This is a genomic window from Pseudomonas sp. 25 R 14, assembly GCF_900004755.1.
Classification (GTDB): domain Bacteria; phylum Pseudomonadota; class Gammaproteobacteria; order Pseudomonadales; family Pseudomonadaceae; genus Aquipseudomonas; species Aquipseudomonas brenneri.
In genome coordinates, this window is record NZ_CVTS01000065.1 from 302060 (window position 1) to 319884 (window position 17825).

Below are 17825 nucleotides of genomic sequence, written 5' to 3' on the forward strand. Positions count from 1 at the left end.
TCATTTGGCGTCTTTGCTAACCGTATTAAGCAGGAATTTACCGATCAGGTCCTCAAGCACCAACGACGACTGTGTGTCATGAATGGTCGAGCCATCCTTGAGCAAGGCTTCTTCCCCGCCCACGCTGATACCGATGTACTTCTCGCCCAGCAGACCCGCCGTGAGAATAGATGCAGTGGAGTCATTCGGCAGATTATCTACCTTCTTGTCCAGTTGCAGGGTCACGCGGCCGGTGAAGCTGTCGCGGTCCAGATCGATTGCCGTGACCTTGCCGATGGTCACACCGGCCATGGTCACTTTGGATCTGACCGTCAAACCGGCGATATTGTCGAAGTAGGCGTAAAGTTTATAGGTATCGGCGGCCGGGCTGGTCGACAAGCCGCTGACTCGCAGGGCGAGCAACAGTAAAGCCAGGATGCCAGCCAGCAAGAAAAGGCCGACACCGATTTCCACAGTGCGGTTTTGCATCAGAAATCTCCAAACATCAAGGCGGTCAAAATGAAGTCAAGGCCCAGTACCGCCAGCGAGGCGTACACAACGGTCTTGGTGGTGGCACGACTGATCCCCTCTGAAGTGGGCTCACAGTCATAGCCTTGGAATACGGCGATCCAAGTCACGACAAAGGCGAAGACGATGCTCTTGATAATGCCATTGAGCACGTCACCGCTGAAGGTCACGCTGTTTTGCATGTTGGCCCAGTAGGAGCCGTCGTAGACCCCCAGCCAGTCCACCGCCACCCACGAACCGCCCCAGATCCCGACCACGCTGAAGATCATCGCCAGCAGTGGCAGGGAAATGAAGCCGGCCCACAGGCGCGGGGCAACAATGTACTTGAGCGGGTCCACGCCGATCATTTCCAGGCTGGACAACTGCTCGGTGGCCTTCATGTTGCCGATCTCGGCGGTCAACGCAGAACCGGCACGCCCGGCAAACAGCAATGCCGTGACCACCGGCCCCAGCTCACGCAGCAGCGTCAGCGCAACCATCTGCCCCACCGCCTGCTCGGAACCGTAGCTGGACAGGATATTGAAGCCCTGCAACGCCAGCACCATACCGATAAAGACACCGGAGACCACGATGATCACCAGGGACATCACGCCCACCGAATGCAACTGCTTGAGCAGCAAGCCAAAACCACCGCCAATACCGCCGCGGCCAAGCAAGGCGTGAAACAGGAAAATCGTCGAACGCCCGAGCACTTCGAGGATGTCGATGCCGGAGCGACCGAAAAGACGAACCTTCTCGATTAAAGATGTCTTGCGCATCAGCGCTTCCCCAGAAGATCTGAGCGGTAGTCCGCTGCCGGAAAATGAAAAGGCACCGGGCCATCAGGATCGCCGGTCATGAATTGGCGAATGCGCGGGTTGTCAGCGTTCATCAGTTCTTCAGGCGTACCCTGTCCCAACACCTGGCCATCACCGACAACATAGAGGTAGTCGGCAATGCTCGCGGTTTCGGCCAGATCATGGGAAACCACGATACTGGTGATACCCAGCGCATCGTTGAGCAGACGGATCAGACGCACCAAGACACCCATGGCGATGGGGTCCTGGCCGACGAACGGCTCGTCATACATCAGGATCTGGGGGTCGAGGGCAATCGCACGCGCCAGGGCGACACGCCGTTTCATACCGCCAGAGAGTTCATCTGGCATCAGGTCGATGGCACCGCGAAGGCCGACGGCCTGCAGTTTCAGCAATACAATGTCACGAATCATTTCTTCGGACAGTTGGGTGTGCACCCGCAACGGGAACGCGACGTTTTCGAAAACGTCGAGATCGGTGAACAGAGCGCCGCTCTGAAACAGCACACCCATGTGCTTGCGCGCATCGAACAGGTCACTGCGCGACAGGGTCGGCAGGTTCTGGCCGTTGACCCAGACTTCCCCGGCGGTGGGACGCAACTGCATGCCCATCAGGCGCAGCAGGGTCGTCTTGCCGCAGCCGGACGGCCCCATGATGCCCGTCACCTTGCCGCGGGGAATGCGAATATCGACATTATTGAAGATGCTGCGCGTACCGCGCTTGAAGGAAAGGCCCTTCAGCTCGACCGCGTAGGCGTTATCGGCACTCATCTAAACTCCTTGGGATGCAGCTTCTCACTCAGACACCATGCTTGGGACAACTGCTTGCGACAGTTAGACACATGTGGACTGCGCGGACCGAACTGGCGGCGAACTATATCACTGCTGACATAAAGCGCCCAAGGCCGGAGCAGCGCTTGTTCAGAAAGAGGACAGGTAAAAAGCGCAATTGAGACTGATCTCGCGCTCAAGAAGCACAACACCTGACGAACTTGCGTGAGGGAATTGATCATTACCGCTATAATCGCCGACTTTTCGTCAGGCTATACGATTTCAGACATGAGCCAATCCAGCGACCTTATTCAATCCGCACAACGCACCATCCGCCTCGAACTTGAAGCCGTAGAAGGCTTGCTGGCCCATATCGACGCAGATTTCGTACGCGCCTGCGAGATGATCCTGGCCAGTAAAGGCCGGGTTGTCGTGGTCGGCATGGGCAAGTCAGGCCATGTCGGCAACAAGATTGCCGCCACCCTGGCCAGCACTGGCACCACCGCATTTTTCGTGCACCCGGCCGAAGCCAGCCATGGTGACATGGGCATGATCACCCGTGATGACGTGATCCTGGCCCTGTCCAACTCCGGCACCACCAACGAAATCGTGACCCTGCTGCCGCTGATCAAGCGCCTGGGCATCAAGCTGATCAGCGTGACCGGCAACCCGGATTCGACGCTGGCCAAGGCCGCCGAAGTGAACCTGAACGTGCACGTGGCCCACGAAGCCTGCCCGCTCAACCTGGCGCCGACCTCCTCCACCACCGCCGCCCTGGTCATGGGCGACGCGCTGGCCGTGGCCCTGCTGGAGGCCCGCGGTTTTACCGCCGAAGATTTCGCCTTTTCCCACCCTGGTGGCGCCCTCGGTCGTCGCCTGCTGCTGAAAGTGGAAAATGTGATGCATTCCGGCGATGAGCTGCCACAGGTACAGCGCGGCACGTTGCTCAAGGACGCCTTGATGGAAATGACCCGCAAGGGCCTGGGCATGACGGTGATCCTGGAAGCCGACGGTCGCCTGGCCGGGGTATTCACTGACGGCGACCTGCGTCGCACCCTGGACCGCACCATCGATATCCACACCGCGACCATCGATCAGGTCATGACCCCCCACGGCAAGACCGCCCGCGCCGAAATGCTCGCGGCTGAAGCCCTGAAGATCATGGAAGACCACAAAATCGGCGCCCTGGTGGTGGTCGACGATGCCGATCACCCGATCGGCGCCCTGAACATGCACGATTTGCTGCGCGCAGGAGTGATGTAAATGAGCAACGACCTGTTGCAACGGGGCAAGGCCATCAAACTGGCAATTTTCGACGTGGACGGCGTGCTGACCGACGGCCGCCTGTACTTTCTCGAAGACGGCAGCGAATTCAAGACCTTCAACACGCTGGACGGCCAGGGCATCAAGATGTTGATGGCCTCCGGTGTGCAAACCGCGATCATCAGTGGTCGAAAGACACCCGTTGTGGAACGCCGCGCACAAAACCTGGGGATTCCTTACCTCTACCAGGGGCGCGAGGATAAACTGGTGGTTCTGGATGAGCTTCTTGGCAAACTCAACCTAAGCTATGAGCAGGTCGCCTACTTGGGCGACGACTTGCCTGACCTGCCGGTGATTCGCCGCGTAGGCCTGGGCATGGCCGTGGCCAACGCCGCGTCGTTTGTCCGCGAGCATGCCCACGGCATCACCCAGGCCCGTGGCGGCGAAGGCGCCGCCCGCGAGTTCTGCGAGCTGATCCTGCGTGCCCAGGGCAGCCTTGAAGCGGCCCACGCCGCCTACCTATAGAGCCTTCTATGCTGAGCAAAAAGATTCGCAACTTCCTGATATTCGGAGCCATCGCCGCGCTGTTCCTGGCGGTGGGCTACTGGAATATCAGCCCGGAGCGCTTCCTCGACCAGCCTGTTGTGCAGGCCGATCAGGGCGCCATCGACTATTACGCCACCAACGCCTACAGCGTGCAGTTCCTGCCTGACGGCAAGGTGCAATACGAAATGACGTCGGACAAGGTCGAACACTTGAAGGCTTCGGAGGTCACATTGCTGACCAATCCCGACCTGAACCTGTATCGCGGCACCGAATTCCCGTGGCATGTCACCAGCAAGCGTGGCGAGGTCAACCCGGACGGCACCGAAGTGGAGCTGATCGATTCGGTGCGCGTTGCGCGCACCGACGCACAGAACCGCGAGACCATCATTACCAGCAGTCGCATGACCGTATTCCCACAGAAGCAATATGCGCAGACCGAGCAAGACGTTAGAATCGACGGCGCTGGCGGTGTATCGACTGGCAAGGGAATGAAAGCGTATTTGAAAGAAAGCAGGATACACCTGCTATCGAACGTAAGAGGACAGTATGAGGCTCGTTAAAACCCTCCCTATTTTGCTCGGTCTGGGCGCAGCACTGGGAAGCGTGAGCGCCTGGGCTCTGCCGAACGATAGCCAGCAACCGATCCACATTCAGGCTGACGATGCGCAACTGGATGACAAGCAAGGTATCGCGACCTACAAGGGCGATGTAATCATCACCCAAGGCTCGATGAAAATTACCGGCAATACCGTGACCCTTACCCGCACCCCGGCCGGCGACATCGACGTCGTGACCTCGGTGGGCAACCTTGCCTATTTCGAACAGAAGCAGAATGCCGCCGATCCAGGTCCGATCAAAGGCTACGGCGTAACCATCCAGTACCACGCGCCGCAAAACCGCATCGTACTGACTGATCGTGCCAAAGTGATCAGCAGCGACGGTAACTCGACCGAAGGCGAGAAAATTGTCTACGACACCGTCAAGCAAGTTGCGACTGCCGGCCGCGCCAATGGCACCAAGGTCACCGCGCCACGTCCGCGCATTGACATGGTTATCCAGCCGAAGAAGAAGGCCCAGTAATGGCAACCCTGAAAGCCCAGCATCTGGCCAAGGCCTATAAAAGCCGTCAGGTCGTGCGCGACGTCAGCCTGTCGATCGACAGCGGCCAGATCGTCGGCCTGCTTGGCCCCAACGGTGCCGGCAAGACCACCTGCTTCTACATGATCGTCGGCCTGGTCCAGGCTGACCAGGGCCGTGTTTTGATCGACGACCTGGACGTCAGCCATCAGCCAATGCACGGTCGTGCACGGGCCGGTATCGGCTATCTCCCCCAGGAGGCGTCGATCTTCCGCAAACTGTCAGTGTCCGACAACATCATGGCGATCCTTGAAACCCGCAAGGAACTGGATCGCGACGGACGCCGCCAAGAGCTGGAAAGCCTGTTGCAGGAGTTCCACATCAACCACATTCGCGACAACCTCGGCATGAGCCTGTCCGGCGGCGAGCGTCGTCGTGTGGAAATCGCCCGCGCCCTGGCCACTGCACCGAAGTTCATCCTGCTCGATGAACCCTTCGCCGGTGTCGACCCGATTTCGGTTGGCGACATCAAGCAGATCATCCATCACCTCAAGGCCAAGGGGATCGGCGTGCTGATCACCGACCACAACGTGCGTGAGACCCTGGATATCTGCGAAACCGCGTACATCGTCAACGATGGCCAACTGATTGCCGAAGGTGACTCCGCTACCATCCTGGCCAACGAACTGGTCAAGGAAGTGTACCTGGGGCACGAATTCCGCCTGTAAACACTGTGGTGTCAGGACATTCGCCATCAGGCGCGGGAGTCAATAAAAACCTCATTATTTTTATTGTTACCGCGCTCTAGGCAAAGCCCCCGATATCAGGCATATAATTTGCTTATGTTTGGCGCTCACGCGCCCTGTCGTGGATGGCGCATTGCGCCGGCGAATAAGGTGTTAAGCCCCTGCCATGAAACCATCGCTAGTCCTGAGAATGGGCCAGCAGCTGACGATGACACCGCAGCTGCAACAGGCCATCCGCCTGCTCCAATTGTCGACCCTGGACCTGCAACAGGAAATCCAGGAGGCCCTGGAGTCCAACCCGATGCTCGAACGCCAGGAAGAAGGCGACGACTTCGATAACGCCGACCCGCTGGCCGACAACATCGAGCAAAAACCCAATACCGACGTCCAGGAGCCGTCCTACCAGGAAACCGCACCCACGGTGGATAACCTGGAAGAAGGCGAATGGAACGAACGCATTCCCAATGAACTGCCGGTGGATACGGCCTGGGAAGACGTCTACCAGACCAGCGCCAGCAGCCTGCCCAGCAACGACGATGACGAGTGGGACTTCACCACCCGCACCTCCGTTGGTGAGAGCCTGCAGAGCCACCTGCTGTGGCAATTGAACCTCGCCCCGATGTCCGACACCGATCGCCTGATCGCCGTGACCCTGATCGATTGCATCAACAATCAGGGCTACCTGGACGAGACCCTCGAAGAAATCCTTGAGGCTTTCGACCCGGAACTGGATATCGAGCTGGACGAAATCGAAGCAGTCCTGCACCGCATCCAGCAGTTCGAGCCTGCCGGCATCGGCGCCCGCAACCTCAGCGAGTGCCTGCTGCTGCAACTGCGCCAGTTGTCGGCCAAGACCCCATGGCTGGCCGAAGCCCAGCGCCTGGTCACCGATTACATCGACCTGCTGGGCAGCCGCGACTACAGCCAGTTGATGCGCCGGATGAAGCTCAAGGAAGACGATCTGCGCCAGATTATCGAACTGGTACAGAGCCTCAACCCGCGCCCCGGCTCGCAAATCGAGTCCAGCGAAGCCGAATACGTCGTCCCCGACGTGATCGTGCGCAAGGACAACGAGCGCTGGCTGGTGGAACTGAACCAGGAGTCGGTGCCGCGCCTGCGCGTCAACCCGCAGTACGCCGGTTTCGTACGCCGGGCCGATACCAGTGCCGACAACACGTTCATGCGCAATCAGTTGCAGGAAGCGCGCTGGTTCATCAAGAGCCTGCAAAGCCGTAACGAAACCCTGATGAAAGTGGCTACCCAGATCGTCGAGCACCAGCGCGGCTTCCTGGAATATGGCGACGAGGCGATGAAACCGCTGGTACTGCATGATATTGCCGAAGCGGTTGGCATGCATGAATCGACCATTTCCCGGGTAACCACCCAGAAGTTCATGCATACCCCACGGGGAATTTATGAACTGAAATACTTTTTCTCCAGCCATGTCAGCACCTCCGAAGGCGGCGAATGCTCGTCCACGGCGATCCGCGCGATCATCAAAAAACTGGTTGCCGCGGAAAATCAGAAAAAGCCGTTGAGTGACAGCAAGATCGCTGGTTTACTGGAGGCACAAGGCATTCAGGTCGCCCGTCGAACCGTCGCCAAGTACCGCGAGTCCCTTGGGATCGCGCCTTCCAGCGAGCGTAAACGGTTGATGTGACGGGCGGGCCACAGCGTTCCAGTGGCGGGTATTCCTACCCGCCGCTTTATGCACTGGCAACGAAGGAGAAGCTGTATGCAAGTCAACATCAGTGGACACCAACTGGAAGTGACCGAACCGCTGCGCGCCTACATCAGCGAAAAACTCAAACGAATTGAGGGGCATTTCGACAAGATCACCAATGTGCAAGTCATCATGTCTGTCGAAAAGCTGAAGCAGAAAATCGAAGCCACCTTGCGTATACCCGGCGGGGAAGTAGTCGCCAATGCCGAGCATTCAGACATGTATGCCGCCATTGATGACCTGACCGACAAGCTGGATCGCCAAATCAAAAAGCATAAGGAAAAGCAGCAGAGCCTTCTTCAAGGCACGGGCCGCTAACACTCCCCACCCATGATTCGACTTGAAACCATCCTGACCCCCGGCCGTTCCCTCGTGAACGTGCCGGGCGGCAGTAAAAAGAAAGCCCTCGAACAGATTGCCAACCTGATCGGCCGCGAAGTGCCTGAGCTGGATACGCAAGATGTGTACGAGGCCCTGATTGCTCGTGAAAAACTCGGCTCGACCGGTTTTGGCAACGGCATCGCCATTCCACACTGCCGCCTCAAAGGCTGCGAAACCCCGGTCAGCGCCCTGCTGCACCTGGAGGCCCCCATTGATTTCGACGCCATCGATGGCGCCCCGGTTGACCTGCTGTTTGTCCTGCTGGTCCCGGAAGCCGCTACCGATGCACACCTGGAGCTGCTCCGGCAGATCGCCAGCATGCTCGACCGTGAAGAAGTACGTAAGAAGCTGCGCAGCGCTAGCACCAACGAAGCGCTGTATCAGGTTGTCCTGGATGAGCAAAGCGGGCAGTAATCATGCGTTTGATCATCGTCAGCGGGCGTTCCGGCTCGGGTAAAAGTACTGCCCTCAACGTGCTTGAGGACAATGGGTTTTATTGCATCGACAACTTGCCAGCAGGCCTGCTGCCCGAGTTGGCCGAACGCGCACTGATCCATACCGAGCTGGCTCAACCGCTGGTGGCTGTATCGATCGACGCACGCAACCTGCCCAGCCACCTCACGCGATTCCCGGAACTGCTTGAAGAGGTACGCGCCAAGCATATCCATTGCGACGTGCTGTACCTGGATGCCGACGAAGAAACGCTGCTCAAGCGTTTCTCGGAAACCCGCCGTCGCCACCCGCTGAGCAGCCCGCACCGTTCGCTGGCCGAAGCCATCGAGGACGAGACCAAGCTACTGGGGCCAATCATTGATTTGGCTGACCTCAAGATCAACACCACCAGCCTGAACCTTTACCAACTGCGTGACGCCATCAAGCTGCGCCTGCTGAACCAGCCGGAGCCCGGCACGGCCTTCCTGGTTGAATCCTTTGGCTTCAAGCGGGGTATGCCGGTAGACGCCGACCTGGTGTTTGACGTGCGCTGCCTGCCCAATCCCTACTGGAAGCCGGAACTGCGCGATCAGTCTGGGCAGGACCAGCCGGTGGCCGAGTACCTGGCAGCCCAACCGGATGTCGAGGAGATGTTCCAGGACATCTCCAGTTACCTGCTCAAGTGGCTGCCGCGCTTTGCCGCCAGCAACCGGGCCTATGTCACCATCGCCATCGGCTGTACCGGCGGGCATCACCGCTCCGTCTACCTGACCGAGCGCCTGGGCCAGGTCTTGCAGAAAACCCTCAAGAATGTCCAGGTTCGCCACCGCGACCTCAGCTGAAAGGAACACCTTCGCGATGCCCGCTCTGGAAATTGAAATCATCAACAAACTGGGCTTGCATGCCCGCGCGTCGGCCAAATTTGTCGGGGTTGCGGGCCAGTTTCCTTGCCAGGTCCGTGCCGGGCGTACGCCAGAATCCATGGTCGACGGCAAAAGCATCATGGCGATGATGATGCTGGCTGCCGGCAAGGGCACCACGATCCATCTGAAGACCGAAGGTGAGCAGGAACAGGAAGCGCTGGATGCACTGGTGAAGTTGATCAATAACTACTTCGATGAAGGCGAATAGCTCGCCTTTCCTGAATGCAGCACCAATCAATGTGGGAGCGGGCTTGCTCGCGATAGCTGGGTGTCAGCCGATATATATCTGACTGACCCACCGCCATCGCGAGCAAGCCCGCTCCCACGTTGGTTTTGTGCAACGCCTGAATAAAGGATCAGCCCAGCGCTGTATCCATGGCCATCATCAGACAAAACCCGATGCACAACCCCAGGCTGGCCAGCTTGTCATGGCCATTGCGCCGCGACTCGGGAATCACTTCATGAGTCACCACCAATAGCATCGCCCCAGCCGCCAGGGCCAGGCCCAAAGGTAATAGCATCTCGGCCAGGCTGACCAGCCAGGCACAAAGCACGGCAAACACCGGCTCCACCAGCCCGGACGCCGCGCCGATCAGGAATGCCTTGACCCGCGACATCCCCGCCCCTGCCAGCACCAATGCAATCACCAGCCCCTCGGGCACATCCTGCAAGGCGATGCCCATGGCCAGGCTATCCGCATCAGGCATGCCGCCACCGGCCGAGACACCCACCGCCATACCTTCGGGAATGTTGTGGGCAATGATGGCAAACACAAACAGCCAGATACGCGGTGGAATCACCGGTTTGTCGGGCGTACCGACCAGCATCTCCGGGCTGGCCCCGGAGACCTTGCGGTCCACCAGGAACAAACCGAACGCGCCCAACATGATGCCAAAACTGATCAGCCCGCTGGAGGCCCAGGGCGTCAATCCCAGGTTTTCGGCGGCGGCGATTCCCGGCACGACCAGCGAAAACGCCGTCGCCGCCAGCATCACCCCGGCACCAAAGCCCAGCAATGTGTCGCTGACCGCCAGCGGCATCCGCCGGATCACCAGGACCGGCACCGCGCCCAATGCCGTACCCAGGGCACAAATTGCGCCACCCTGCAGGGCCCGCAGAATCCGTGGTTCCAGGTTCAGCCAGGCCAGCCCGTGGGCCACCAGCAATGCAGTTCCCGCCAATAGCAGCAACGAGCCAAACGCATAACGGAACATTCGCACGCTGCTGATCGCCAGTGTTTCAGTGCCCATAGTCGGCCTTAGATCTTGTTATGAGAGGGCATTAAGCCAGTGCAGCCTGGTAGCGCTCAGCGACTTCCGGCCAGTTGATCACACTGTAGAAGGCGTTGATGTATTCAGGGCGGCGGTTTTGATAGAGCAGATAGTAGGCGTGCTCCCAGACATCCAGGCCGAGGATCGGCGTATTGCCGTTCATCAATGGGCTGTCCTGGTTGCCACTGCTTTCGACGACAAGGGTCTTTTGCGGGGTGACACTCAGCCAGGCCCAACCACTGCCAAAACGAGTCAGCGCGGCCTTGGTGAATGCATCCTTGAACGCGTCAAAACCACCCAACTGCGCATCAATCGCCTGGCCCAGGACGCCCTCGGGCTTACCGCCACCCTTGGGCGACATGACCGCCCAGAACAACGAGTGGTTGGCATGCCCACCGCCTTGGTTGATCACCGCCGCACGCAGTTTTTCCGGCAGTTGCTGGACGCTCGAGACCAGCTTCTCTACCGGCCAGCCGGCAAACTCAGTGCCTTCGACGGCGGCATTGAGGTTATTGATATAGGTCTGGTGGTGCTTGGTGTAGTGGATTTCCATGGTTTGCGCATCGATATGCGGTTCCAGGGCATCGTAGGCGTAAGGCAAGGCAGGCAAGGTGTAAGTCATATCAATGGGCTCCATAAAAAGGGCTGTTGCGGGTCGGCACATCCGTCTGCGCCGTATTGCTGCCCAGCAAGCGATGGGTACGGGGGTACTCGCCGTGATCGCTGATGAAATTCAACAGTTCAACGTAGGTCTTGCTGCTCTGGCGCAAGGCCGCCTCGCGCAAGGCTTGCGGCAGCCGGGTGTCCTGCATGGTCTGCAGCAAGCGCTGGTGAATGGCGCAGAGGTATTCGGCGCTTTCTTCAGGCTGGTTCAGGCGCAGATGCAGGTCCGCCAGGTTGTGATGGGAAATGACACAAGCTGCCACGGCTTCGTCGGCATCACCCCAGCGCTCGAACAACACTTGGGCCAGGGCCAGCGCCTGCAGGTAATGCTCGCGGGCATCCACCAGTTCGCCCTGCATAAAGCAGCGATTGGCCCGTTCGATCGTGCGTTTCCAGTGCTCCATGGTGAGCCTCCAAAGCAGGGTCGGTGATTACACACCGCCCGCCGTGAGCTTTTCCGGGTCCAGCAGGACCTCCAGTTGGCTGCGCGGCAAGTCGGTGTGTTCGAGAGCCACATCAATCACCGGCCGGCCTTGTTGATAGGCTTTCTTGGCGATTTCAGCAGCCTTTTGGTAACCAATGATCGGGTTGAGTGCGGTGACCAGGATCGGATTGCGCGACAAGGCTTCCTTGAGCTTGGGCTCGTTGACCTTGAAGCTGGCGATGGCCTTGTCTGCCAGAAGGCGGCTGGAGTTGGCCAGCAACTCCAGGCTGCCGAGCAAGTTCTGGGCGATGATCGGCAGCATCACGTTCAGCTCGAAGTTGCCGGACTGCCCCGCAATCGTGATCACGCTGTCATTGCCGATAACCTGTGCCGCAACCATCGCGGTGGCCTCCGGAATCACCGGGTTGACCTTGCCCGGCATGATCGAAGACCCCGGCTGCAGGCCTTCGAGTTCGATTTCACCGAGGCCTGCGAGTGGGCCGGAGTTCATCCAGCGCAGGTCGTTGGCGATTTTCATCAGCGTTACGGCAATGGCTTTGAGTTGGCCGGAAACAGCCACGGCGGTGTCCTGGGAGCCAATCAAGGCGAACAGGTTCTTGCCCGGTGTGAAATGCACTTGGGTCAGGTTGCTCAGTTGCTGGCTGAAACGCGCAGCAAACTCAGGGTGTGCGTTGATTCCGGTGCCTACCGCAGTACCGCCCTGCGCCAAGGCTTGCAGGCTTGGCAGCAGGCCTTGCAGGTGACCGATATTGGCCTTGAGCTGCTGCGCCCACCCCTCCAGGACCTGGCTCATGCGCACCGGCATGGCATCCATGAGGTGCGTACGTCCGGTCTTGATGAACGGATGGACTTCAACCGCCTTGTGCTCGATAACTTCAACCAAGTGCAGCAGCGCCGGCAACGTCTGCTCATGCAGCACCAGCGCAGCGCTAACGTGGATAGTGGTCGGGATGATGTCGTTGCTGCTTTGCCCGCAGTTGACGTGATCGTTTGGGTTGACCGGCTCACCCAGCAGGCGGCTGGCCAGGGTCGCAATCACTTCGTTGGCATTCATGTTGGAACTGGTGCCGGAACCGGTCTGAAAGATATCCACCGGAAAGTGCTGCATGAAGTCGCCTTCCAACAAGCCTTGGGCTGCCTCGACGATGGCTTTGCCCTGGCCTTCGCTGATCTGCTTGAGATCGACATTGGCCTTGGCGGCCGCAGCCTTGGCCAGGATCAGGGCGCGAATGAACTGGGTCGGCATGCGTTGGTGGCTGATCGGAAAGTTGTTCACCGCACGCTGAGTCTGGGCGCCATACAAAGCCTCTGCGGGGACTTGCAACTCGCCCATGCTGTCGCGTTCGATACGGGTATTACTCATCGGAAGATCCTTGCACCAAGTCGGAGTGAGAAATAGACGGCAACAATTCACAGGTCGCCAATTGCCAGGCAAAGGTCTGCCAGCGCTTGAGGCGGCAGGCACAGTGAGAAAGGTTTTCCAGGTCCCGCAGCGGGCGCCAGGCCTGGTCCAAGCACACGGAGCGCCAATGCCAGGGCAAGGCGATATCACTGGCGGTGTCAATCAGCAGGTGGAACGAGGTCTCGGCAATGGTCCACGGGTGTGTGGCCGTACAGCAGGCCAGATAGCGCCCTTCGCTCAAGTAGTGTTCGATCAGGCGTGGCTCATCAGGGTTGAGCCCGCAGCGAATCTGACGACTCATCCAGCGCCAGCTTTCCAGGTAGGGATCCTCGTGCAAGACAGAACTCATGACCCACGCTCATTCGATAATGATATTTATTATTAAATGATATTGAGAATCAAAACAAGCTATTGAACCTATACCTTTTTCGGCCTTGCGATATTCCAGGCAAAAAAAAGCGCCACCCCAAGGGGTGGCGCTTCTGTGCAACGGGTTGACGCTTAGCTGCCAGCGACGGTCATGCGCTCGATCAGCACCGAGCCGGTGCGGATATTGCTACGCAGTTCCAGGTCGTTACCCACGGCGACAATCTGCTTGAACATGTCACGCATATTGCCGGCGATGGTCACTTCCTGGACGGCGAACTGGATTTCGCCATTTTCCACCCAGAACCCCGCCGCGCCCCGGGAATAATCGCCGGTGACCATGTTCAAGCCATGGCCCATCAACTCGGTCACCAGCAAGCCACGGCCCATGCGCCGCAGCAGCGCCGCCTGGTCTTCGTCGCCATGGGTCACGAACAGGTTGTGGACGCCACCGGAGTTCGCGGTACTGGGCAAGCCCAGCTTGCGCCCGGCGTAGGTCCCGAGCACGTAGGACACCAACTCGCCGTTCTCGACAAACGGCTTGGCGTAGGTCGCCAGGCCATCGCCGTCGAACGCCGAGCTGCCCATGGCCCGCATCAGGTGTGGGCGCTCATCCAGGGTCAGCCACTCGGGAAACAGCTTCTGGCCCAGCGCGCCTTCAAGGAACGACGACTTGCGGTACAGGTTGCCCCCGGAAATCGCGCCCAGGAAGCTGCCAAACAGACCACCTGCCAACTCTGCCGAAAACAGCACCGGCACTTCACATGTCGGCACCGGGCGTGCGCCCAGACGACTCGCTGCCCGTTGCGCGGCGCGCTGGCCAATGCTTGCAGGGTCCGCCAGCAACTCACCCTGGCGGCTTACGTCGTACCAGTAGTCACGCTGCATCTGGCCATCGGCCTCGGCGATCATCACGCAGCTCAGGCTATGACGCGTCGACGCATAACCACCGATAAACCCGTGGCTGTTGCCATACACCCGGCAACCCTGGTGGGTGCTCAAGGTGGTGCCATCGGCATTCTTGATCCGGCTGTCGGTATCAAACGCTGCGGCTTCGCAGGCCAGGGCCTTTTCGATGGCCTGCTCGGGGGTGATATCCCAGGCGTGATACAGATCGAAATCCTTCAGGTCCCGCGCCATCAAGGCGGCATCGGCCAAGCCCGACGCCTCGTCTTCGGAGGTGTGCTTGGCAATCGCCAACGCGGCGGCGACAGTTTCACGAATCGCTTCCGGGCCGCTGGCCGAAGTACTGGCCGAACCTTTGCGCTGCCCCACATACAAGGTGATGCCAAAGCCCTGGTCGCGGTTGAATTCAACGGTTTCCACTTCCCGTTGGCGTACCGAAGTCGACAGGCCCTGCTCCAGCGACACCGCCACTTCACAGGCACTGGCGCCCTGGCGCTTGGCCTCGGCAATAATCTGCTCAACTTGTTCCTGCAGTGCCGGTAATGCTTGTGGACCGACGCTTTGGGCTGCACTCATGGTTTTCTCCACTCAAATTCTGCTTTCGGTTAAGGCCATCGAGCGACCGGGCCGGACAAGCGGCCCCCGACTGGTTATCATGGCGGCGTTTCTTTGCGGACTGCCACCATGGTTGATTCTTACGACGACTCCCTCGATGGGGAGAAAAGCAAAACCCAGGTCAAACGTGAGCTGCATGCTCTGGTTGATCTCGGCGAGCGCCTTACAACACTCAAGCCGGACTTGATTGCCAAACTGCCATTGACCGACGAAATGCGTCGGGCCCTGGCGGATGCACCCAAGCACACCGCGAATATCGCGCGTAAACGGCACATCATGTTTATCGGCAAGCTGATGCGCGACCAGGACACTGACGCCATTCTGACCTTGCTCGACCAACTCGATGCCTCTACTCGCCAGTACAACGAACGTTTCCATAACCTGGAACGTTGGCGCGACCGCCTGATCGGCGGTGACGACGCTGTATTGGAGAAGTTCGTCCTGGATTATCCGGATGCCGACCGCCAGCAACTGCGCTCCCTGATCCGTCAGGCCCAGCACGAACTGGCACAGAACAAGGCGCCGGCGACCAGCCGTAAAATCTTCAAGTACATCCGTGAGCTGGACGAGACTCAACGCGGCCTGCGCTGATCCTCTTCCCCGGGTGGCGGTCTTCGCCACCCGAAGCTCCACGCCTTACGACCCCGTGCCACCCACGGTGATCGCATCAATTTTCAGGGTTGGCTGGCCGACACCGACCGGCACCGACTGCCCGTCCTTGCCACACATCCCCACGCCGCTGTCCAGCGCCAGGTCGTTGCCAACCATCGACACCTTGCTCATGGCTTCCGGGCCGTTGCCAATCAAGGTTGCGCCCTTGACCGGTGCGGTGATCTTGCCGTCCTCGATCAAATAGGCTTCGCTGGTGGAGAACACGAACTTGCCGCTGGTGATATCCACCTGGCCGCCACCCAGATTGGCGCAATAGATCCCACGTTTGACCGAGGCAATGATCTCTGCCGGGTCGCTTTCGCCCGCCAGCATGTAGGTATTGGTCATGCGTGGCATCGGCAAATGCGCGTAGGACTCACGGCGACCGTTGCCGGTGCGCGCCACGCCCATCAGGCGCGCGTTGAGTTTGTCTTGCATATAGCCCTTGAGCACGCCGTTTTCGATCAGCGTGGTGCACTCGGTGGGTGTGCCTTCGTCATCGACACTCAGCGAGCCACGGCGACCGGCCAATGTACCGTCATCGACGATGGTGCAGAGTTTGGAGGCAACCATCTCGCCCATACGCCCGCTGTAGGCGGAGCTGCCCTTGCGGTTGAAGTCGCCTTCCAGGCCATGGCCCACGGCTTCGTGAAGCAACACGCCAGACCAGCCGGAACCGAGCACCACCGGCAACGTACCCGCCGGCGCCGGAATGGCTTCCAGGTTGACCAGCGCCTGGCGCAACGCCTCGCGGGCATAGCCCATGGCGCGGTCTTCGCTGAGGAAATAGCGATAATCCGTACGCCCGCCGCCGCCATGGCCGCCGCGCTCGCGACGACCGTTCTGCTCAACGATCACACTGACATTGAAGCGCACCAGCGGCCGCACATCCGCCGCCAGGCTGCCATCGGTGGACGCCACCAGGATGCGCTCCCAGACGCCGGCCATGCTCACGCTCACCTGCTGGATACGCGGATCGAGGGCACGGGTTGCAGCATCCACACGCTTGAGCAACTCGACCTTTTCGGCACGGGTCATGACTTCCAGCGGGTTGTCCGGGCCGTACAACTGGGTCACGTCCTGGGTGCTGAACGCCTGCACGGTGCCGTTCTGCCCGGCCCGGGAAATCGAGCGGGCTGCGCGGGCTGCAAGGCCCAGGGCTTCCAGGGTGATGGCGTTGCTGTAGGCAAAGCCGGTCTTCTCACCGGACTGCGCACGCACGCCAACCCCTTGGTCGAGGTTGAAGCTACCGTCCTTGACGATCCCGTCTTCCAGGGACCAGGACTCGGAGATCTGCCCCTGGAAATACAGGTCGGCAGCATCGATGCCCGGCCCGGCCAGGTCGCCCAGTACGGTTTGCAGACTTTCGATGGTCACGCCACCGGGCGCCAGGAGGTGTTCACTGACTGAGGACAACAACTCGCTCATAGGTTCGGCCTTAAATTCATCGTTCTGAAGCAGGTCGCTGTGCGCCCTGCGAGAAAAAGCGCCGGTGGCCTGCCACCGGCATGCGCGCCCGTATCGACGCTTGTTCGTTGCTATCGCGTTCGGCCAACAACACCGCTTCGCCTTGATCCTGTTGCGCCAGCACTCGCCCCCACGGGTCGATAATCGCCCCGTGGCCATAGGTTTCCCGAGGCCCCGGATGCACTCCACCCTGGGCGGCGGCCAGCAGATAACACTGGGTTTCGATGGCCCGCGCACGGATCAACACATCCCAGTGTGCAGCCCCGGTTACCGCCGTAAAGGCCGAGGGTGCGGTAATCAATTCAGCCCCCGCAGCACGCAATTCGCTGTACAACTCCGGGAAGCGCAAGTCATAGCAAACCGTCAGCCCCAGGCGCCCGACCGGCGTATCGGCCACCACCACCTGGTTGCCGTAAGCATAGTCGTCGGATTCACGATACCGCCCGCGCGCGTCAGCCACGTCCACGTCGAACAAGTGCAGCTTGTCGTAGCGGGCGACGATTTGCCCCTGCGCGTCGATCAACAACGAGCAGGCGTTGGACTTGGCGTCGGGCTGACCCAGTGGGGGCAACGGCAATGTGCCGGCCACTATCCATAAGTTGAGGTCACGGGCGGCCAGTTTCAAGCAGGGCAGGATCGGTCCCTCGCCCAAGGCTTCGGCACGGCCAAGCTCAGCCACGTCGCGACGGCCCATGGCGGCGAAGTTCTCCGGCAATACCGCAAGCTGCGCACCGCCTGCCGCAGCCTGTTCCAGCAAACGCCGAGCCTGGGCCAGGTTGGCCAGGACATCGCTCTGGCTGACCATCTGGATTACCGCAAAGGACATGGGCCCACACTCCATAAAAAGCATGGGGCCATGCTACTCCACAGGCGC

22 protein-coding genes are annotated in these 17825 nt (G+C 59.8%); 11 read left to right on the forward strand and 11 right to left on the reverse strand.

Annotation, left to right across the window (positions count from 1 at the left end; genetic code table 11):
* From mlaD to BFQ03_RS24625, 3 genes are read right to left on the reverse strand one after another with little or no spacing between them, the layout of a single operon-like run.
* The gene (gene mlaD / locus BFQ03_RS24615) at positions 1 to 468 is read right to left on the reverse strand and encodes an outer membrane lipid asymmetry maintenance protein MlaD (RefSeq protein ID WP_032860079.1); all 468 of its coding nucleotides are present in this window, start codon (positions 466 to 468) and stop codon (positions 1 to 3) included.
* Complete coding sequence (gene mlaE, locus BFQ03_RS24620) at positions 468 to 1265, reverse strand: lipid asymmetry maintenance ABC transporter permease subunit MlaE (protein ID WP_032860080.1); 798 nt, start codon at positions 1263 to 1265, stop codon at positions 468 to 470. Before mlaE ends, mlaD begins: the two co-directional genes overlap by 1 nt.
* Entirely contained in the window at positions 1265 to 2074 is an 810-nt protein-coding gene (locus BFQ03_RS24625; protein WP_029291781.1) for an ATP-binding cassette domain-containing protein, read from the reverse strand. Before BFQ03_RS24625 ends, mlaE begins: the two co-directional genes overlap by 1 nt.
* A 288-nt stretch (positions 2075 to 2362) precedes the next feature.
* On the opposite strand from BFQ03_RS24625, the gene BFQ03_RS24630 reads away from it, so the two are divergent.
* The 10 genes from BFQ03_RS24630 to BFQ03_RS24675 all read left to right on the forward strand — a co-directional run bounded on the left by BFQ03_RS24630 (position 2363) and on the right by BFQ03_RS24675 (position 9373).
* Positions 2363 to 3337, forward strand: a complete 975-nt coding sequence (locus BFQ03_RS24630) for a KpsF/GutQ family sugar-phosphate isomerase (protein WP_032860081.1) — start codon at positions 2363 to 2365, stop codon at positions 3335 to 3337.
* A complete protein-coding gene (locus BFQ03_RS24635; protein ID WP_032860082.1) occupies positions 3338 to 3862 on the forward strand; it encodes a KdsC family phosphatase in 525 nt (174 codons plus the stop codon). It begins immediately after the preceding gene.
* Between the two features lie 8 nt (positions 3863 to 3870).
* Complete coding sequence (gene lptC / locus BFQ03_RS24640) at positions 3871 to 4443, forward strand: LPS export ABC transporter periplasmic protein LptC (protein ID WP_032860083.1); 573 nt, start codon at positions 3871 to 3873, stop codon at positions 4441 to 4443.
* Positions 4430 to 4963 (forward strand): lipopolysaccharide transport periplasmic protein LptA, encoded by a 534-nt coding sequence (gene lptA, locus BFQ03_RS24645; RefSeq protein ID WP_029291790.1) that lies wholly within the window; start codon positions 4430 to 4432, stop codon positions 4961 to 4963. Before lptC ends, lptA begins: the two co-directional genes overlap by 14 nt.
* On the forward strand, positions 4963 to 5688 hold the full coding sequence (gene lptB / locus BFQ03_RS24650) for an LPS export ABC transporter ATP-binding protein (RefSeq protein ID WP_029291791.1): 726 nt from the start codon (positions 4963 to 4965) through the stop codon (positions 5686 to 5688). The genes lptA and lptB overlap by 1 nt, the downstream gene beginning before the upstream one ends.
* A gap of 184 nt (positions 5689 to 5872) precedes the next feature.
* Positions 5873 to 7366 carry an RNA polymerase factor sigma-54 gene (locus BFQ03_RS24655; protein WP_065944203.1) on the forward strand — a complete coding sequence of 498 codons (1494 nt, stop codon included), beginning with the start codon at positions 5873 to 5875 and terminating at the stop codon, positions 7364 to 7366.
* 75 nt (positions 7367 to 7441) lie between these two features.
* Positions 7442 to 7747 (forward strand): ribosome hibernation-promoting factor, HPF/YfiA family, encoded by a 306-nt coding sequence (gene raiA / locus BFQ03_RS24660; protein ID WP_032860085.1) that lies wholly within the window; start codon positions 7442 to 7444, stop codon positions 7745 to 7747.
* A gap of 12 nt (positions 7748 to 7759) precedes the next feature.
* Entirely contained in the window at positions 7760 to 8224 is a 465-nt protein-coding gene (gene ptsN, locus BFQ03_RS24665; RefSeq protein WP_032860086.1) for a PTS IIA-like nitrogen regulatory protein PtsN, read from the forward strand.
* Positions 8225 to 8226: 2 nt separating this feature from the next.
* Positions 8227 to 9084 (forward strand): RNase adapter RapZ, encoded by an 858-nt coding sequence (rapZ, locus tag BFQ03_RS24670; RefSeq protein WP_032860087.1) that lies wholly within the window; start codon positions 8227 to 8229, stop codon positions 9082 to 9084.
* Positions 9085 to 9100: 16 nt separating this feature from the next.
* On the forward strand, positions 9101 to 9373 hold the full coding sequence (locus BFQ03_RS24675) for an HPr family phosphocarrier protein (RefSeq protein WP_057438107.1): 273 nt from the start codon (positions 9101 to 9103) through the stop codon (positions 9371 to 9373).
* A gap of 148 nt (positions 9374 to 9521) precedes the next feature.
* Here the strand turns inward: BFQ03_RS24675 and BFQ03_RS24680 are convergent, their stop codons facing one another.
* The 6 genes from BFQ03_RS24680 to pmbA all read right to left on the reverse strand — a co-directional run bounded on the left by BFQ03_RS24680 (position 9522) and on the right by pmbA (position 14794).
* On the reverse strand, positions 9522 to 10415 hold the full coding sequence (locus BFQ03_RS24680; protein ID WP_038443334.1) for a ZIP family metal transporter: 894 nt from the start codon (positions 10413 to 10415) through the stop codon (positions 9522 to 9524).
* A gap of 31 nt (positions 10416 to 10446) precedes the next feature.
* Entirely contained in the window at positions 10447 to 11058 is a 612-nt protein-coding gene (locus tag BFQ03_RS24685) for a superoxide dismutase (RefSeq protein WP_032860090.1), read from the reverse strand.
* 1 nt (position 11059) lies between these two features.
* On the reverse strand, positions 11060 to 11503 hold the full coding sequence (locus BFQ03_RS24690) for a hypothetical protein (protein ID WP_032860091.1): 444 nt from the start codon (positions 11501 to 11503) through the stop codon (positions 11060 to 11062).
* A gap of 27 nt (positions 11504 to 11530) precedes the next feature.
* On the reverse strand, positions 11531 to 12907 hold the full coding sequence (locus BFQ03_RS24695; protein ID WP_065944204.1) for a class II fumarate hydratase: 1377 nt from the start codon (positions 12905 to 12907) through the stop codon (positions 11531 to 11533).
* Positions 12900 to 13295 carry a FagA protein gene (locus tag BFQ03_RS24700; protein WP_065944205.1) on the reverse strand — a complete coding sequence of 132 codons (396 nt, stop codon included), beginning with the start codon at positions 13293 to 13295 and terminating at the stop codon, positions 12900 to 12902. The genes BFQ03_RS24695 and BFQ03_RS24700 overlap by 8 nt, the downstream gene beginning before the upstream one ends.
* Positions 13296 to 13447: 152 nt before the next feature.
* Positions 13448 to 14794: a metalloprotease PmbA gene (gene pmbA, locus BFQ03_RS24705; RefSeq protein WP_032860094.1), complete on the reverse strand. Its 1347-nt coding sequence runs from the start codon at positions 14792 to 14794 to the stop codon at positions 13448 to 13450.
* Between the two features lie 108 nt (positions 14795 to 14902).
* Between pmbA and yjgA the strand changes: the two genes are divergently transcribed.
* Positions 14903 to 15424 (forward strand): ribosome biogenesis factor YjgA, encoded by a 522-nt coding sequence (gene yjgA / locus BFQ03_RS24710; protein ID WP_029291815.1) that lies wholly within the window; start codon positions 14903 to 14905, stop codon positions 15422 to 15424.
* A 45-nt stretch (positions 15425 to 15469) separates the two neighbouring features.
* Here yjgA and tldD read toward each other — a convergent pair whose 3' ends face one another.
* Positions 15470 to 16912: a metalloprotease TldD gene (gene tldD, locus BFQ03_RS24715; protein WP_065944206.1), complete on the reverse strand. Its 1443-nt coding sequence runs from the start codon at positions 16910 to 16912 to the stop codon at positions 15470 to 15472.
* 16 nt (positions 16913 to 16928) lie between these two features.
* The gene (locus tag BFQ03_RS24720; protein ID WP_065944207.1) at positions 16929 to 17777 is read right to left on the reverse strand and encodes a carbon-nitrogen hydrolase family protein; all 849 of its coding nucleotides are present in this window, start codon (positions 17775 to 17777) and stop codon (positions 16929 to 16931) included.
* Between the last annotated feature and the right edge of the window lie 48 nt (positions 17778 to 17825).